The sequence below is a fragment of the Brevibacterium aurantiacum genome, assembly GCF_003932995.1.
Lineage (GTDB): Bacteria > Actinomycetota > Actinomycetes > Actinomycetales > Brevibacteriaceae > Brevibacterium > Brevibacterium aurantiacum.
Map to the genome: position 1 here is coordinate 2,718,456 of NZ_CP025333.1, position 16,356 is coordinate 2,734,811.

General features: G+C 62.5%; 18 protein-coding genes. 1 reads left to right on the forward strand and 17 read right to left on the reverse strand.

Features of this window, described 5'->3' with window-relative positions; translation table 11 throughout:
* Positions 1-28 precede the first annotated feature (28 nt).
* From CXR25_RS12480 to rpsB, 8 genes are all read right to left on the reverse strand, one after another.
* Entirely contained in the window at positions 29-757 is a 729-nt protein-coding gene (locus CXR25_RS12480; RefSeq protein ID WP_069600454.1) for a hypothetical protein, read from the reverse strand.
* Positions 750-1,310, reverse strand: coding sequence for a DivIVA domain-containing protein (locus tag CXR25_RS12485; RefSeq protein ID WP_029416982.1), 561 nt, complete (start codon positions 1,308-1,310; stop codon positions 750-752). Before CXR25_RS12485 ends, CXR25_RS12480 begins: the two co-directional genes overlap by 8 nt.
* 82 nt (positions 1,311-1,392) lie before the next feature.
* Positions 1,393-2,625, reverse strand: coding sequence for a 23S rRNA (adenine(2503)-C(2))-methyltransferase RlmN (gene rlmN, locus CXR25_RS12490; protein WP_009883023.1), 1,233 nt, complete (start codon positions 2,623-2,625; stop codon positions 1,393-1,395).
* A 143-nt stretch (positions 2,626-2,768) separates the two neighbouring features.
* The gene (locus CXR25_RS12495) at positions 2,769-3,791 is read right to left on the reverse strand and encodes a phosphatidate cytidylyltransferase (RefSeq protein ID WP_009883024.1); all 1,023 of its coding nucleotides are present in this window, start codon (positions 3,789-3,791) and stop codon (positions 2,769-2,771) included.
* Positions 3,791-4,348, reverse strand: coding sequence for a ribosome recycling factor (gene frr / locus CXR25_RS12500; protein WP_009883025.1), 558 nt, complete (start codon positions 4,346-4,348; stop codon positions 3,791-3,793). Before frr ends, CXR25_RS12495 begins: the two co-directional genes overlap by 1 nt.
* A gap of 150 nt (positions 4,349-4,498) precedes the next feature.
* Positions 4,499-5,251 carry a UMP kinase gene (gene pyrH, locus CXR25_RS12505; protein ID WP_009885084.1) on the reverse strand — a complete coding sequence of 251 codons (753 nt, stop codon included), beginning with the start codon at positions 5,249-5,251 and terminating at the stop codon, positions 4,499-4,501.
* Positions 5,252-5,425: 174 nt separating this feature from the next.
* Positions 5,426-6,253 carry a translation elongation factor Ts gene (gene tsf / locus CXR25_RS12510; protein WP_009885085.1) on the reverse strand — a complete coding sequence of 276 codons (828 nt, stop codon included), beginning with the start codon at positions 6,251-6,253 and terminating at the stop codon, positions 5,426-5,428.
* A 33-nt stretch (positions 6,254-6,286) separates the two neighbouring features.
* Positions 6,287-7,267, reverse strand: a complete 981-nt coding sequence (gene rpsB, locus CXR25_RS12515) for a 30S ribosomal protein S2 (RefSeq protein ID WP_009885086.1) — start codon at positions 7,265-7,267, stop codon at positions 6,287-6,289.
* 562 nt (positions 7,268-7,829) lie between these two features.
* On the opposite strand from rpsB, the gene CXR25_RS12520 reads away from it, so the two are divergent.
* On the forward strand, positions 7,830-8,909 hold the full coding sequence (locus tag CXR25_RS12520) for a D-alanyl-D-alanine carboxypeptidase family protein (RefSeq protein WP_096145848.1): 1,080 nt from the start codon (positions 7,830-7,832) through the stop codon (positions 8,907-8,909).
* Between the two features lie 33 nt (positions 8,910-8,942).
* Here CXR25_RS12520 and CXR25_RS12525 read toward each other — a convergent pair whose 3' ends face one another.
* The 9 genes from CXR25_RS12525 to rplS form a co-directional block, all read right to left on the reverse strand.
* Positions 8,943-9,902 (reverse strand): tyrosine recombinase XerC, encoded by a 960-nt coding sequence (locus CXR25_RS12525; protein WP_096167197.1) that lies wholly within the window; start codon positions 9,900-9,902, stop codon positions 8,943-8,945.
* 52 nt (positions 9,903-9,954) lie between these two features.
* Positions 9,955-11,169 (reverse strand): DNA-processing protein DprA, encoded by a 1,215-nt coding sequence (gene dprA, locus CXR25_RS12530; protein WP_096161774.1) that lies wholly within the window; start codon positions 11,167-11,169, stop codon positions 9,955-9,957.
* Positions 11,166-12,716, reverse strand: coding sequence for a YifB family Mg chelatase-like AAA ATPase (locus tag CXR25_RS12535; RefSeq protein ID WP_096161773.1), 1,551 nt, complete (start codon positions 12,714-12,716; stop codon positions 11,166-11,168). Before CXR25_RS12535 ends, dprA begins: the two co-directional genes overlap by 4 nt.
* Positions 12,713-13,111, reverse strand: coding sequence for a YraN family protein (locus tag CXR25_RS12540; protein WP_096161772.1), 399 nt, complete (start codon positions 13,109-13,111; stop codon positions 12,713-12,715). Before CXR25_RS12540 ends, CXR25_RS12535 begins: the two co-directional genes overlap by 4 nt.
* A gap of 170 nt (positions 13,112-13,281) precedes the next feature.
* Positions 13,282-13,599, reverse strand: coding sequence for a DUF2469 domain-containing protein (locus tag CXR25_RS12545; protein WP_009885093.1), 318 nt, complete (start codon positions 13,597-13,599; stop codon positions 13,282-13,284).
* On the reverse strand, positions 13,596-14,327 hold the full coding sequence (locus CXR25_RS12550; RefSeq protein WP_096161771.1) for a ribonuclease HII: 732 nt from the start codon (positions 14,325-14,327) through the stop codon (positions 13,596-13,598). Before CXR25_RS12550 ends, CXR25_RS12545 begins: the two co-directional genes overlap by 4 nt.
* Positions 14,327-15,031 (reverse strand): signal peptidase I, encoded by a 705-nt coding sequence (gene lepB / locus CXR25_RS12555; RefSeq protein WP_009885095.1) that lies wholly within the window; start codon positions 15,029-15,031, stop codon positions 14,327-14,329. The genes CXR25_RS12550 and lepB (CXR25_RS12555) overlap by 1 nt, the downstream gene beginning before the upstream one ends.
* A 177-nt stretch (positions 15,032-15,208) precedes the next feature.
* Positions 15,209-15,832: a signal peptidase I gene (gene lepB / locus CXR25_RS12560; protein ID WP_009885096.1), complete on the reverse strand. Its 624-nt coding sequence runs from the start codon at positions 15,830-15,832 to the stop codon at positions 15,209-15,211.
* Between the two features lie 33 nt (positions 15,833-15,865).
* Positions 15,866-16,207: a 50S ribosomal protein L19 gene (gene rplS, locus CXR25_RS12565; protein ID WP_009885097.1), complete on the reverse strand. Its 342-nt coding sequence runs from the start codon at positions 16,205-16,207 to the stop codon at positions 15,866-15,868.
* Positions 16,208-16,356: the final 149 nt, after the last annotated feature.

The following is a 16,356-nucleotide window of genomic DNA, read 5'->3' on the forward strand; positions in this document are numbered from 1 at the left end:
CTGCTCTGTCGTGTTCGGACCGGAGGCGTCAGGCCTCAGGAAGGAGCTCCTGCGACAGCCAGTCCAGGCTCGATCGTGCGTCGAGCGAAGTCTCGTCGGTGACGATGAGTGCCCGGTCCGGTAAGAGTGCGACGACCGCGGCGGGTTCGACGCGTGAGTCCCTCATCGCCTGATCGATGTTGGCGGTCTCCCCCGACACGGTGATTCCCACGCCTTCGAACTGGGAGCGGATGGCCTTGACCGATGCCCGTCCCGACTCAATCGGGGCCGCGTCGATGGTGTGGACGAACACGGTGGTGAGCTCGTCATCTCCAGACTGAGCCGAGGAGGCCTCGACCGACGAGGACGTCGCGGACGACGCGGTGTTCGCGGCCGCCGAGCGGACGTCGACGCCGACTCCGATGCGCAGGGCACCGAGGATGCTGAGCGCCCGAGAGACCGGTGGAACATCCTCGGCGATGATGACGCGTTCGTTCTCTGTGCCGTTGATGCCCATGGCACGGAGGACTCCGGCGAGTTTCGCACTCCGGTCGAGCACCTCGGCGCGATCGAGTTCCACGGGCTTCGACAGTGCCTTGACCAGACGTGGGTCGGTGACCACCCTGCCATCGACCATCGGTTGGTCCGGGACTGGCCCGGTCAGGACGATGTCATCGGCCCCGCCCATGGCGATCGGGAAGTCGAGCAGCTCGAAGACCGGGTTGAGAGTTCCAGCCGAGGTGTCCGTGGGTGCTTCGAAGTAATGGAAATCAGTCAACGGAGGCCATCACTTCGACGACACGGTCGATGAAGGCATCCACCTGGTCCTCGTCGTAGGCCTTATCGCCCTTGGCCGTCTTGAACAGGACGCGACGCACCTGGTCGACGCTCATGGCCACACCCTGGGTGAAGTAGGCGTTGACCTTCTCGCACATGTCATCGACCTGATCAATGTCGTAGCCGATGACTCCGGGTGCCGGGTTGTCGAAGTGTTCGCCGGGTTCGCGCACCAGACGTCCCCGCAGGGACGCGGCCACACGTGTCAGCTCGGACACCCATGCGTCTTGACCCGACTGTGCGATGAGGCGATCACGTGCCTGTTTGGCGAAGGCGTCTTCGAGTCGGTCGAGTGCGGCATCGACGACGGCGACGTGGTATCCCTTGCGCACCAGGTCGAAGCCGACGGTGCGCACCGCACGGGAGTCGAGGTCACCGGGCTGCGGGGTGGGACGTTCGAAGGATTCACGCGCACGTTTGAAGAAGCTGTCGACCTGTTTGGGGTCGTAGCCGTTCTTCCATCCGGACATTCGGGGGAAAGTCGTGTCCGCCATGTTGCCTCCAGAAGCGAATCGCCGTATTGGTCATTTCCACCATGATAAATGGCGGACGCGGAAAATGCGTGTTCGCGACTTCTCAGTCGGCGGCAGCGAGCTGTCCGCAGGCTCCGTCGATGTCCGATCCGCGGGTATCGCGGATGGTCGTCGGGATTCCCTGGTCGATGAGTCTGCGCACGAATTCGTCGGCCACCTCCGGCTCGGACGCGGTCCACACCGAGCCCGGAGTCGGGTTGAGCGGAATCGGATTGACGTGCACCCAACCGCGGCCGCGAGCGTTGAGCTTCTTCGCCAGCAGCTCTGCACGCCAGGGGTGATCGTTCATGTCCTTGATGAGCGCGTATTCGATGCTCACCCGACGTCCCGTCACCTGGTAGTAGTTGTATGCGGCGTCGATGGCCTCATCGGCCTTCCACCGGGTGTTGACGGGGATCATCTCGTCGCGCAGCTCATCATCGGGTGCGTGGAGGCTGAGCGCGAAGGTGACGGGGATGTCCTCGGCCGCGAGCTTGTTGATGCCGGGGACCAGACCGACCGTGGAGATGGTGATTCGGCGGGCCGACATGCCCAGTCCCTGGGGAGCAGGTTCGACGAACCGGCGCACCGCGTTCATCACCCGCTTGTAGTTGGCCAGGGGCTCGCCCATTCCCATGAACACGATGTTGGAGACGCGTTCGGGTCCCGTCGCCGAGGTGCTCGTGCCCGATTCGTCGACCGTGGCCTCAGAGGTCTCCCCCTGCTCGTCATCGGCTTCGGCACCGAGTGCCGTCTCACCTTCGGCTGGCATGTCTGATGTGGGTGCGGGTGCGAGTTCACCGGCAGCGATGACCTGATTGGCTCGGATGACCTGTTCGACGATCTCTGCCGCGGACATGTTGCGTGTCAGGCCCTGCTGGCCGGTGGCGCAGAAGGGACAGTTCATGCCGCAGCCGCACTGGCTGGACACGCACAGGGTGACACGGTTGCGGTAGCGCATGAGGACTGACTCGACGAGCGCACCGTCGTAGAGGCGCCACAGGAATTTGATGGTGTCGCCGTTGGCTGTGCGCAGGCGGCGGACCTCGGTCAGGAGGTGGGGGAAGAATCGTTCCTGCAGGTCGGCACGCAGATCCTTGGGCAGGTCCGTCATGGACTCCACGTCGGTCTGATAGTGCGAGAAGTAGTGTGTCGAGATCTGCTTGGCGCGGAAGGCCGGCAGTCCCATCTCTTTGACCGCGTCGATGCGTTCGTCCATCGTCATATCGGCCAGATGCTGCTTCGGCTGGCTGGCTCGTGGAGATTTGAAATTGAGCAGCGGACGGCCGTCTGCCATCGGTGTCTTCGATGTCGTGCCGTCTGCGTGTTCGACGACGGGCCGTGTCTGCCTGTTACCTGCTTGAGAACTCACACGTCCATTGTCTCATGAGAGCAATTTTATTGGAGTGTGTGAGCCGCCACGGCCCGGCAGGCGTCGGATCAGAGGTATCCGGGCAGAACGGAGAACATCACCAGAGCCACCGGAGCCGTCGGCAGGATCGAATCGAGTCGGTCCATGACTCCCCCGTGGCCAGGCAGAAGAGTGCCCATGTCCTTGAGCTCGAGATCTCGTTTGATCATCGATTCGCTGAAGTCGCCGAGGGTGGCGAAGGCTGGAATGACGACGCCGAAGACCAGTCCGGTCCAGAAGGGCGCGTCGAAGAGTGTGAGAGCGAGGATGGTCGCGACCGCAGCGGCGAAGACCACCGAGCCGAAGTAGCCTTCCCAGGATTTCTTCGGCGAGATCCTCGGGGCGATCGGGTGTTTGCCCCACAGCACCCCGAAGACGTAGCCCCCGGTGTCCGAGGCGACCACGCTGGCAAGGAACAGGATGACGTAGAGATTGCCGTCGGGCTGCGTGAGCAGGTAGACGACGAAGCAGGCCATGAGACCGACATAGGTGAGCGCGAACAGGGACAGCGAGACGTCTTTGACCGCGTTCTTGCGGCGTTCGACCATTGTGAAGAGCATGACTGCGCCGGCGCTGGCAGCGAAGGTCACCCACAGTGCTTCGCGTCCGCCGACGAAAGTCGCCAGCACCATGCAGGCTGCGGAGACCATGGTCGGAATACGCGAGACCAGCGATCCCGAACGAGACAGCGCGTTGGCCAGTTCCCACATCGCAGCGACGATGGCGACGAGGATGATGAAGAGGAAGGAAATCGGGAAGAAGACGAGCGAGGCCAAGACGACGCCGCCGATGAGCAGCCCGATGCCGATCGCCGCCGGCAGATTTCGTCCGGCCTTGCCGTAGTCCTTCTCCGCCACCTGAGGAACGTCTTGCCCGGTCTTCGCTGCCGGATTCGTCGCCGGATCGTCCGGCGAATAGTCCTTATCCGAGTTGCGCAGGTCTCGGCGCCTGGGGAAAGGGGTCTCAGAGCCTGATGCATGCGGAACCGGATCCGGCCCCCCGAAGGAAGCCGGATCGGATGCAGGACTGTCTGACCCGGTCAAGGAAACCATCAGACCTCGAGGAGCTCAGCTTCCTTCTGATTCAGCAGCTTGTCGACGTTGTCGACCTTGCTCTTCGTCAGGTCGTCGAGTTCGGAGATTCCGCGTGCGACTTCGTCTTCGCCGGCGTCGCCGTCCTTCTTGATGCGTTCCAGGGTCTCCTTGGCATGGCGACGGATGTTGCGGATCGAGACCTTGCCGTCTTCGGCCTTGCCCTTGACGATCTTCACGTATTCCTTGCGGCGTTCCTCGGTGAGTTCCGGGAGCACAACGCGGATGACGTTGCCGTCGTTGGCGGGGTTGGCCCCGATGTCCGAATTGCGCAGTGCCGTCTCGATGTCACCGAGTGCCCCACGGTCGTAGGGAGTCACGAGAATCGTGCGGGCCTCTGGGGTCTGGAATGAGGCCAGCTGCTGCAGAGGGGTCGGTGCACCGTAGTAATCGATCTCAATGGAAGCGAACAGGGCGGGATTGGCGCGGCCGGTGCGGATGGACGAGAAGTCCTCCTGCGTGAATTCCACGGCCTTGTCCATCTTCTCTCTGGCCTCAGCCAGTGTCTCTTCAATCACGACTCACTCTTTTCGTCGGTAGGGTGCTTTGGGTTCATTCTATGGGTCATAGCTCACGAATGCCCCACTCTATTGGTCCAGGAACGGTCCTGGACTTCATATGAGGGGGTGTTTCGAGGTGTTGATGTTCCTGGGCGGTGCGCGGTGAAACTAGTTGACCACGGTGCCGATCTTGTCTCCGACGATCGCCTTGCGCAGGTTGCCTTCGCCTTCCATGCCGAAGACGTGCATCGGAAGCTTGTTGTCCATGCACAGGGAGAAGGCGGTGGCGTCGACGACCTTGAGGCCCTTCTGCAGCGCCTCCTGGTAGGTGATCTCACGGATCTTCTCTGCTGTGGGATCGATGTTCGGGTCCGCGGTGTAGACGCCGTCGACTCCGTTTTTGGCGATGAGGACTTCATCGGCGTGGATCTCCAGCGCACGCTGTGCGGCGACGGTGTCGGTGGAGAAGTAGGGCAGTCCGGCTCCTGCGCCGAAGATGACGACCCGGTTCTTCTCCATGTGACGCATGGCCCGGCGTGGGATGTAGGACTCGGCGACCTGGGACATGGGGATCGCGGTCTGCACTCGAGTGTCGACTCCGGTCTGCTCGAGGAAGTCCTGCAGAGCCAGGCAGTTCATCACTGTTCCCAGCATGCCCATGTAATCGGCGCGGGTACGGTCCATGCCCCGCTGGGACAGCTCTGCTCCACGGAAGAAGTTACCGCCGCCGACGACGATGCTGACTTCCACCTCGTCGACGGTGGGTGCCACTTCCCTGGCGACTGCGGCGACGACGTCGGGATCGACTCCGATCTTGCCTCCGCCGAACACCTCGCCGGAGAGTTTGAGGAGAACGCGGCGGCGGTGGGTGCGGACTGGTCTGCTGGCGTAGCTGGATTCGTGAACCGGGGTGGATGTCATTTAGTCCTTCTTCCGTCTGGGCAGGTTGGAGCCCGGATGAGTCGTCGGTGTCAGTTTAGCGAAAACGGGGCCGGACCGATTGGTCCGACCCCGTCCGCCGCTTATGAGTTCACTCTCAAGCGAGACGACTGCTGTGCGGGTCGGAAACCGACTCGCTCAACGGTCAATGATGTTTCAGGCTCCGACGCGGAAGCGCAGGAATCCGGTGGCCTTGACGCCGGCAGCCTCAAGAACCTTGCTCACGGACTGCTTGGGATCCTTGGCGAATCCCTGGTCCAGCAGGCAGTTCTCCTTGAAGAAGCCGTTGACGCGGCCTTCGATGATCTTGGGCAGAGCCTTCTCCGGCTTGCCTTCGTTCTTCGCGGTGTCTTCAGCGATGCGACGTTCGTTCTCCACGAGGTCCGCAGGGACATCTTCGCGGGAGAAGTACTTCGGGCTCATCGCAGCGATGTGCACGGCGACATCGTGGGCAACCGAGGAGTCGTCACCTTCGTAGGCCAGCAGGACGCCCACCTGAGGAGGCAGATCCTTGTTGGTCCGGTGCAGGTAGGACTCGACGCTTGCGCCTTCGAGACGTCCGACGCGACGCAGGGCGACCTTCTCGCCCAGAGTCGCACCGCTTTCGGTGATGAATTCCGAGACGGGCTTGCCGTCCTTCGTGGACTCGAGGACAGCTTCGGCCGAATCGGCGTTGCTGGACACGGCCAGAGCCAGAACTTCGTCAGCGAGTGCGACGAAGGGATCGGACTTCGCAACGAAGTCGGTCTCCGAGTTGAGCTCGATCATCGTTCCGACGCCGCCGTCGACCTGTGTGGCCACGAGACCGTCAGACGTGGAGCGACCTTCACGCTTGGTCGCGCCCTTGAGGCCCTTCACACGGAGGACCTCGATAGCTTTCGCCTGATCGCCGTCTGCTTCGTCAAGAGCCTTCTTGACATCCATCATTCCGGCGCCGGTCTTCTCGCGCAGTGCCTTGATATCAGCGGCAGTGTAGTTTGCCATTCTTTCTCCTCAGGGTGGTGGAGTTATGGAAAATCAGGACTCGGTCGACTCGGTGGAGTCTGCAGCGGCGTCCGCAGCCGGAGCAGCGGTCTCTTCCGTTGCTTCAGCAGCTGGTGCAGCGGCTTCCTCGGCAGCTGGCTTCTCAGCAGCAGCGTCGGCAGCAGGAGCAGCAGCTTCTTCAGCGGCTGGCTTCTCAGCAGCGTCAGCGGCCGGAGCGGCGGCTTCCTCAGAGGCAGGAGCGTTGCCCTCGAGCAGTTCGCGTTCCCACTCAGGCATAGGTTCGACGGCGGAGACGTTCTTCTCGCCGCTGTCATCGTCGGAGGAGTGACGGGCGATGAGGCCCTCTGCCACTGCATCGGCGATCACGCGGGTCAGCAGGGACACCGAGCGGATGGCGTCGTCGTTGCCCGGGATCGGGTAGTTGACGTCGTCAGGATCGCAGTTGGTGTCGAGGATCGCGATGACCGGGATGCCCAGCTTGCGAGCTTCGTCGACTGCGAGGTGTTCCTTCTTGGTGTCAACGATCCAGACAGCCGAAGGGGTGCGCTGCATGTCGCGGATACCGCCGAGGGTCTTCTCGAGCTTGTCCTTCTCACGACGGAGAATGAGCAGTTCCTTCTTGGTGTGCGAAGAACCTGCAACGTCGTCGAAGTCGATCTCTTCGAGTTCCTTCAGGCGGCGCAGACGCAGCGAGATGGTCTGGAAGTTGGTGAGCATGCCACCGAGCCAACGCTGGTTGACGTAGGGCTGGCCCACGCGCTTAGCCTGTTCGGCGATCGATTCCTGTGCCTGCTTCTTGGTGCCGACGAAGAGGATCGAGCCACCGTGGGTCACGGTTTCCTTGACGAACTCGAAGGCAGTGTCGATGTAGCCCAGCGACTTCTGCAGGTCGATGATGTAGATGCCGTTGCGCTCGGTGAAGATGAAACGCTTCATCTTCGGGTTCCAACGACGGGTCTGGTGTCCAAAGTGAACGCCGCTGTCGAGCAGCTGGCGGATGGTGACGACGGCCATGCCGACGCCCTCCTTTCTCTTGCACCCGTAGGTGCTTTTACGTCAGTGTTCTCCGGCAGCATTGAGCTGTCGGCAACAGTGACCTTTTCGGTTGATTCCTGGTATTCGGTTCATCCGCCCCACAAATTCGCCCTGACGGACAATTTGCACCATGGGATGGAGAAGAAATCGAATACGCGTAGTCAGAAGACACGCTTCTGCTGAGGCCAGTCTATCCCCGTTGCCCAAGGCATTTCCAATCGATCGGGCACCTGCCGGATGGTCTGCATCACATGCAACGCACATTCGCTGTCCTTTTCGAAGACGATGCCCATTGACTCGTGCGCGTTGGTATGTGGACACAGCCGGATCTGCGGAAGTGTGAGCCCCGATTCTGCAGCCGGTCTTGTTCGCCCAGATCGTTCTCGGCCGCCTCATCAGACGCGGCGGCCCGTCACTCATGCGCGCTCTCCTGTGGATTGCCCGATGACTCGTGTTCGTTTCGCCTGTGCACACTCGCGACCTGTCCACAGGGGCCGAGCTTGGGCCTGACTTCGGCAAGTGATCCCGCTTCCATGGGCTCATGGATCTCTTCACCGACTCGTCTCACACCGCCCTCCCGTCCTGGCTTCGGCCTGTGCCGGCAACTCGTCGTCTGCGACTCCTGCTTGCCGGGAGTCTGCTGGCCCTGACCTTCACCGTCGCCGAGGTGGGCCTGCCGTTCGCGGCACCAGCGCACATCTCGTCGGCGGCGGCCGCCACCTCGGCAGTGGCTGCCACCTCGGTGTCCGAGGCAGAGCCGACGTGGATGTCCCCCGTGCCTGCGATGGAGATCATCGAGGCCTTCGATCCGCCGACCGAAGCCTGGCTGAAGGGACACCGCGGCATCGATGTGCTGACGGTCAGCGATGAACCGGTGCGTGCGCCCGCCGCGGGCACCATCCGTTTCCGCGGCACTGTGGCCGGCACTGCGACCGTGAGCATTGTGACGGACTCCGGGCATGTGGTCTCCTTCCAACCAGCGAAGTCGGAACTGAAGAAGGGTGAGAGGTTCGCAGCCGGCGAGGAGATCGGGACCGTCGGTGAAGGTTCGCACTGTGATGAATCGTGCCTGCACATCGGGGTCTGGGCGGCTCAGGGCGACAAGGTCTACATCGACCCGGCAGGCTTCTTCGGGCAGGAGGAGTCGATCCTGTTGCCTCTGTCTCGCAAACCTGCGAAGGAGCCAACCGGGGATTCCACGACCTCGGGTGCAGGAGCCTGGGGTGGGCATCGCAATGGCCGAATTCCTGCGGCTGCCATGTGCACGCTGGACTCGGCGCCGGGGCAGATGCTGCGCTGTGATGCGCAGAAGGCATTCGATCGCATGTCCCACGCCTACGAAGCCAGATTCTCGACTCCGATCTCCGTCACGGATGCTTACCGCGACTACGACACCCAGGTCATCCTCAAGAAGCGAAAGGGACGGATGGCTGCAACCCCGGGGACCTCAAATCACGGATGGGCGCTGGCCGTTGACTTGGGCGGCGGAATCAATTCCTTCGGCAGTGCCCAGCATCAGTGGATGCGTGCGAATGCACCCAAGTTCGGGTGGATCCATCCGGGCTGGGCCCGCCAGTCCGGTTCTCTGCCGGAGCCGTGGCATTGGGAGTTCCGTCAATGACGACACCCCAGGACCGCGCACGGCCCGCTGCGATCAGGCCCGGGGGTGTGCCTGTCGGTAGGTCTCCTGTAGTCGCTGCATCGAGACGTGGGTGTAGATCTGGGTGCTGCTCATCGTCGAGTGCCCCAGAAGTTCTTGGATCTGCCGCAGGTCCGCTCCCCCGTCGAGCATGTGTGTAGCGGCCGAGTGTCGGAGTCCGTGTGGGCCGATATCAGGTGCGCTGGGGTCAGCGGCACCGTAGCGGTGGACGAGTTCCCTCACCTGCCTGGCTCCGATGCGGCCACCTCTGACGCCGAGGAAGAGCGCGTCACCGCTGCTCTCGGAGGCGAACGCGTCCCGCAGACTCAGCCACTTCTGCAGTGCCGTCTGGGCTGGTTTCCCGTAGGGAACGCGGCGTTCCTTGTTGCCCTTGCCCAACACGGTGATCATCGAGCGCTGGTGATCGACGTCGCCGCGGTTCAGCCCGGTCAGTTCAGAAACTCGCACCGCTGTGGCATAGAGCATCTCCAAGATGGCTGCGTCTCTGACCCATTTGGCGGCCTCGATGGGGTCGCTGTTGTCGGCCTCAGTATGAACAGTCCGTTGCCGGGATACGAGATCGGCGGCCTGCTGCGGTTTGAGCACTGTGGGCAGACGTGAGTCCTTCTTGGGAGTTCGCAGTCGTGCCGCTGGATTGTTCGACAGCCCATGCTGGTTCACGCAGTAGGCGAAGAATGACTTCACTGCTGCGATCTTCCGAGCCACCGTCGACTTCGCGGCTCCAGCATCATCGAGCGTGATGAGCCACGACCGCAGATCGTTGAGATCGATGTCGCTGACTTGAAGTTCAGCAGCCCGGGACTTACCGCCAGCGCCCGGCGCGTGGGCCGTGTGGTCGAAGAAGTCGCTGACATCGGCGACGTAGGCTCTCGAGGTGTGTGCTGAGACGTCACGCGATCTCAGGTGGTCGGCATAGCCGGACACCACCTCGGCGATGGTCGTCGGAAGGGTCACAGCCCCAGGTTACGCGATCGGACGTGTTCAGCGGCGGACCTTCATCGGCGTCTCATTGTGCTGGCCGCAGCTTGACCCAACCGGATTCCCGGCGGGCGCTCAGGCCTGCCAGTTCGAGGACGGCGAGCGCGGAGAGAGTGTTCGACACTGTCAGTCCGGCCCGTGAAGCCACGGTTGAGACGTCGAGAGCCTTGGTCACCGAGAGCACGTTGACGCAGATCTTCTCCCGTTCGGCGAGATCATCGATCGGGTCGGAGGCCGCTGTGCTGGGGTGTTCGCCCGTGAGTCTTCCGTCGTCGAACAATGTCGGTTCCTCTCCGCCGATGAGTTCGATGACGTCTGTGCAGCTGGTCACCAGCTCCGCTTCATGCGCGCGGATGAGTCTGTGGGTTCCCGTCGAGGATGCCGAGTACACGGATCCGGGGAATGCTGCGACCTCGCGGGAGAGTTCCAATGCGTGCCGGGCGGTGTTGAGGGCTCCGCTGCGCCAGCCGGCTTCGACGATGACCGTGACTTGCGATGAGGCGGCGATCAGGCGGTTGCGGAGGAGGAACCTGTGCCGCATCGGGGTCATTCCGGGAGCGGTCTCCGAGACGATCGCGCCGGCTTCGAGCACCTGCTGGAACAGTTCGGTATTGGCCACCGGATAGAAGCGATCGACTCCCCCGGCCATGAAGGCGATCGTGGTGCCCTCTCGGGCGATGGCTGCCCGGTGGGCGGCCGCATCGATTCCGAAGGCCCCGCCGGAGACGATGGTCAGTCCCCGTGCGGCCAGGTCCCAGGCAAGATCTGAGGCACACTTGGTGCCGTAGTTGCTCGACGCACGTGCTCCGACGATGGCGACGGCCGACCGCAGCGCTGTGTTCAAACGTGCCGCGCCTCGGACCCACAGTCCCAGTGGTGCCGCCGGCCCCAGGTCGGTGAGGGCGGTCGGCCATTCGTCATCGCTGGGGATGACGAGTCGCCCTCCCAGCCTGTGCACGGCTTCAAGATCACGATGCCCCTGGGCGTCCTCGCCGCGCACGGCCCACCGGTCGAAGGCCTCTGGAAGCTGCCCGCTGCCTGGAACTTCGATCACGATCGTTGAGAGACTCGCAGCAGCTTCGGCCGCAGATGACGTTCCCACAGCCACCGCCCGAATCAGTTCGAGGACTGCGATCGGTCCGATTTCAGCGACGAGCCCGGTGAGCAGACCGTCGCCGGGTTCGCCGATTCTCAGCAGCGCGGCCACGGCTGCCCTGATCTCCCCGTTGGCGTCGTCGTTCATGATTCCTGCGTCCTCAATGCCAGCGCCGCCGTGATCTTGTCGGGTGTCGGCGCACCGGCTCCCTCGAGGTCGGCCAGAGTGGTTGCGACCCTGAGCACTCGGTCATATCCGCGCATGGTGATCCTTCCGGTGTCGAGAGCACGGTCCAGGTCGCGCAGACTGTTCGGGCTCAGCGCAAAGTGTTCACGCAGCCAGACTCCGGGAGCATTTGAGTTCAGCGTCCACTCGCAGTCGACGTATCTCTCCGCCTGTCGTTGCCGGGCGAGATGGACCCGCGCTGCCACAGTTGCGCTGTCCTCCTGTCCCCCGCCGAGGCGGATGTCTGCTGGGGAGACCGGGAACAGTTCGAGCTGCAGGTCGACTCGGTCCAGCAAAGGCCCGGAGAGCCTGTTGCGGTAGCGGCGTTTATCCATCGGTGTGCACCGGCACGTGGATTCGGCTCCGCGCATTCCTACCCCGCACGGGCAGGGGTTGGCCGCCATGACCAGTTGGAACGATGCGGGAAGCACCATCGAGCCCCACGCCCGGTGGATGTGGACCTGTCGAGATTCCATCGGCTGCCGCAGCGCTTCGAGGACGTCCCGTGAGAATTCGGGGGCCTCATCCATGAAGAGGACGCCCCGGTGAGCTCTGCTGAGTATTCCTATCGATCCCGGTCGGCGCCCACCGATCAGCGCCGAGGCGGTGCTGCGGTGGTGGGGCGCTTCGAACGGGGGCGTGCGGTCGAGTCCTTCGCCGCCGTTGAGCTCTCCCCGCAGCGAGCGCACCGCCGCCGCTTCGATGGCCTGCTCGTCATCCAATGGTGGAAGTATCCCCGGCAGGCACTGTGCCAGCAGCGTCTTTCCGGCTCCTGGGGTGCCTCGCATCAGCAGATTGTGTCCACCGGCGGCGGCGACTTCGAGACCGAATCGAGCTTCGGCCTGGCCTTGGACTTCGACAAGGTCGTGACGTTCGGAGGCTTCCGGGCTGATGGTCTCAGCCTCGACGACCGGTGGCAGCTCCGGGACCGCAAGGCTTCCACCGTAGATGTTGATGAGTTCTGCCAGTGAGGCGACGGCCTTGACTCCGCCTCCCCCGAGCAGGGCTGACTCCCGACTGTTACCGACCGGAACGACGAATCGCTCGAAGCCGGCTTGGAGACCGCTGTGCAGACTCGGCAGGACCCCAGTGACGGGACGAATGCGCCCGTCGAGGCCGAGCTCACCGCAATGGATGATCGATTCGGTGTCCGTTGCGGTGATGATGCCTTGAGCCTTGAGCACGGCCACTGCGATTCCGAGGTCGAATCCTGTGCCGATCTTCGGCACGGTGCCCGGGGTGAGGTTGATCGTCAGATGCTGCGAAGCAACAGGGATTCCCAGATAAGCCAGTGCGGCCCGAAGTCGCTTCCTGGACTCGCTCACGGAGGCATCAGGCAGGCCCACGATGTCGATGCCCGGCAGGCCGGCGCTGACGCATGCTTCGATGGACACGATCTTGCCCGCCAGCCCCCAGAGTGCGACGGCGGAGGCCCGTCCGATCACGTTGAGCTTCGTCTCCTCGCTCACGAGTCGACCTGCACGTTGCGGAGATGGGAGTAGTCGGGTTCAGGGTCCATCACGATGCCGAGGGCATCGATGCGGATGGATGCGAAGAAGTCCTTCTGCTGGCTCAACCAGATTCCCGACAGTGTTCTGATCTTCCGCAGCTTCGCTGCCGTCACCGCTTCGAGAGGTGATCCCTGTGCGAGGGTTCTGCGGGTCTTCACCTCGACGAAGACGATGGTGTCGCCGTCTTTGGCGATGATGTCTATCTCTCCGCGTGGGCACCGGAAGTTGCGTTCGATGATGACCATTCCCTGCCGTTGCAGGAAATCTGCGGCCAGGCATTCTCCTGTCTGCCCCAGCGCGCGCTGGCGCAGTCCCGATGTCGTTGCGCTGCGTCTGCCAGTTGTCGGTCCCATGGGGCTCAGACCACCATCGGGGATACAGACGCGGCAAGGGCAGAAGATCGGCCTGTGGACGACGATGTGTCGTCCACAGGCCGAGCACACACAAGTCGAGGCCCCGTCCACAACGGAACGGTGTACGAGTCACCCTGAACGCGTCAGGAGCTCACAGGCACCGGCTGCGTTCAGCCTCTGATCGACGTCGGCGGTTCCAGATCGTTCTTGGAGATCTCTTCGATATTAACGTCTTTGAAGGTCAGCACGTGCACGGTTTTGATGAAGCGTGCTGATCGGTAGCTGTCCCACACCCAAGCGTCGCGCAGCGTCAACTCGAAATAGACGTCTCCGGCGTCGTTGTGGGCCTTGAGGTCAACGTGGTTGGCCAGATAGAAGCGTCGTTCCGTCTCCACAACGTAGGCGAAGAGTCCTACGACGTCGCGGTACTCCTTGTAGAGCTGCAGCTCCAGTTGAGCTTCGTAATCGTCCAGATCATCAGTGCTCATGACGATCCCTCCTTCGCATCGTGTGCCGTTTGCAGGCGGAAGCTTCTCCGGTGGTGAATGCTGGGACCGAAGTCGGCGATGCCCCGACGGTGCTTCATGGTTCCGTACCCCACATTCGACTCCCAACCATACTGGGGGTTTGCCTTCGCGAGTGCGATCATCTCCTCGTCTCGCTGCACTTTTGCCACAATACTTGCTGCGGCAATCACCGGAACACTTCCGTCGCCCTTGATCACGGTTCGCACCTGAGGCAGCTGCAGGTCGGCGGCGTCGCCGAATATCCCCAGACAATCGAGCGTGAGTGGCGCCGAAAGCCAGTCATGCTTGCCGTCGAGGAGGATCATCGTCGACGGCGGAAAGTCGGTCGATCCGACACACTCCAGCAGCATCTCAGACAGGGCCCTCCGACCGGCCAGGTTCAAGGCCATGGTCATCCCGAGTTCGTCGAGTTCATTCGGAGTCGTCGAACCCACGGAGGTAGCCCTGGCCCAGCCATTGACGCGATCAGTCGCGGTTTGACGGGACAGCGCACTAAGCTGCTTGGAATCATGGATGCCAGCGGGCACCTCGGCGGCGGTTACCTCTCTGAGGTCGAAGAGGGCGACCCCGACGCTGACCGGTCCTGCCAATGCTCCCCGACCGACCTCGTCGACGCCGATGACGAATTCATAGCCTTCTGCCAACAGTGCGCTCTCATAGCTGAGGTCGTACAATCCTGTCTGCGCCATCAGTTGCCGGTGATTCCTTCAGAGTCGGGGACATCGGCGAAGACCGCCTTCGGCGTCGACATCCAGCTGAAGTGCTTGAAGGGCCAGTTGATGAGGAAGACGGTGCCCACCACATTGTCTTCGGGCACATAGGGCTGTGTGTCGACGTGGTACCTGGAATCGGCGGAGTTGCTGCGGTTGTCGCCCATGACCCAGTAGTGGCCGTCGGGGACGGTGACCTTGAACTCCACCTCCGAGGGGGCGGTGTCATCTTCCAGGTAGGTCTCATCGATGGGTTCGCCGTTGACGAGGATGCGTCCCTGCGCGTCGCAGCATTCGACGGTGTCGCCGCCGACGCCGATCACCCGTTTGATCAGCTGCTGACCCCCGTCTGCCGGAGCCAATCCGACGAATTCGAGGATCGGGTTGGGCTCATATTCCGAGACTTCCTGGGGGCTCAGCCAATGGTCGGGATCATCGAAGACGATGATGTCACCGCGGCTGGCCGGTCCGAAGCGGGGTGCCAACTGATCGACAAGGACCCTGTCGTCGATCTGCAGAGTTTCCATCATCGATCCCGACGGAATGTAGAACGAGCGGACGACCCAGGTCTTGAGTGCGGTGGAGATGAGGATGGCGACGAGGATGATCGCTGCGGTCTCGAGCAGGCCCCGGAGGAGTTTCTTCGAGGCTGAAGGTGGGGAAGCTTCTGATTCGGTTGACATTCGTTCGCTTTCGCATCGGACCACAGGTTCCGCAGAGGGACTGAAATGAGCGTACCAGCACCTCGTCGCGTCACCTGTCAGGCTGCGATCATCTCTGAGAACCGTTCAGTTTTCAGACTGGGTCCTGTCGGAAGATGGGTCAGAGACGAGTTCGGGCAGCCGGGTGAGATCGCCTTCTCAGTCGACCGAGGAGCCGTGTCCGATGACGGGGCCGATGACCCGATCAAGGGGAATGAAACCGCCTCCGGGTCTGCCCAACAGCGCTCGGGAGTCTGCCGAGTCGTTCCGGTTGTCGCCCATCACCCACATGGTGTCGGCGGGGACCTCGATCGAGAACTCCGTCTTCGAAGCTGGCAGAGGGGCGTAGTCCTCTTTCAGTGGTTCGTCGTTGAAGAGCAGTCGACCATGGGCATCACAGCATTGGAGTGTGTCGCCGCCGACGGCGATGACGCGTTTGACGTAGTAGACGTCTTTGCTTCCCAGCCCCACCCATGACCCCACCTTCTGGATGGGGGTCGGAAGGGCATCGTCGACGAAGGAGCCTCGTCCGTCGAAGACGACGATGTCGCCGCGTTCGATGTCAGAGCTCAGAGCGTCGGGGCGCCAGACGCTGATATCGTCGCCGACATCCAGGGTCGGCTCCATCGATGCACTGGGAATCGTGAACCGTTGGACGATGAACCCGCGAACGGATCCGCCGATGACGATGATGAGGATCGCGATGACGGCGATGAGCTTCCAGAAGCGGCCAGAATACAGAAAACGCGACCCGAAGGTCGCGTTTTCTTGTTGCTTCGGCACAGCGCGATCATTGCCCACAGTGCCAGGCAATAATCAGGCCTTTTCGCGGATGCGAGCAGCCTTGCCGCGCAGTTCGCGCAGGTAGTACAGCTTGGCACGACGAACGTCACCGCGGGCGAGAACTTCGAGCTTCTCGACGATCGGCGAGTGCACCGGGAAGGTACGCTCGACACCGACGCCGAAGCTGATCTTACGAGCGGTGAAGGTCTCGCGGACTCCGTCGCCCTGGCGACGGATGACGATTCCCTTGAACACCTGGATACGCGAACGCGATCCTTCGACCACGCGGACGTGAACGTTGAGCGTATCGCCCGGGCGGAAATCAGGAACGTCAGTCTTCAATGAGGCTGCGTCAACAACATCAAGCTTCTGCATTGTGTTTCTCCATGTGTCCCCTGCTTCAGGTCGAGAACACGCATATCGGACCGGTTGTACCGGTGATTGGATCGTCTGTCGGGATTGCTCCCCGGAATTCTGCGATATCAACACCGCAGAATCGCTGTGGGCATCCATCCCCCTGAAGC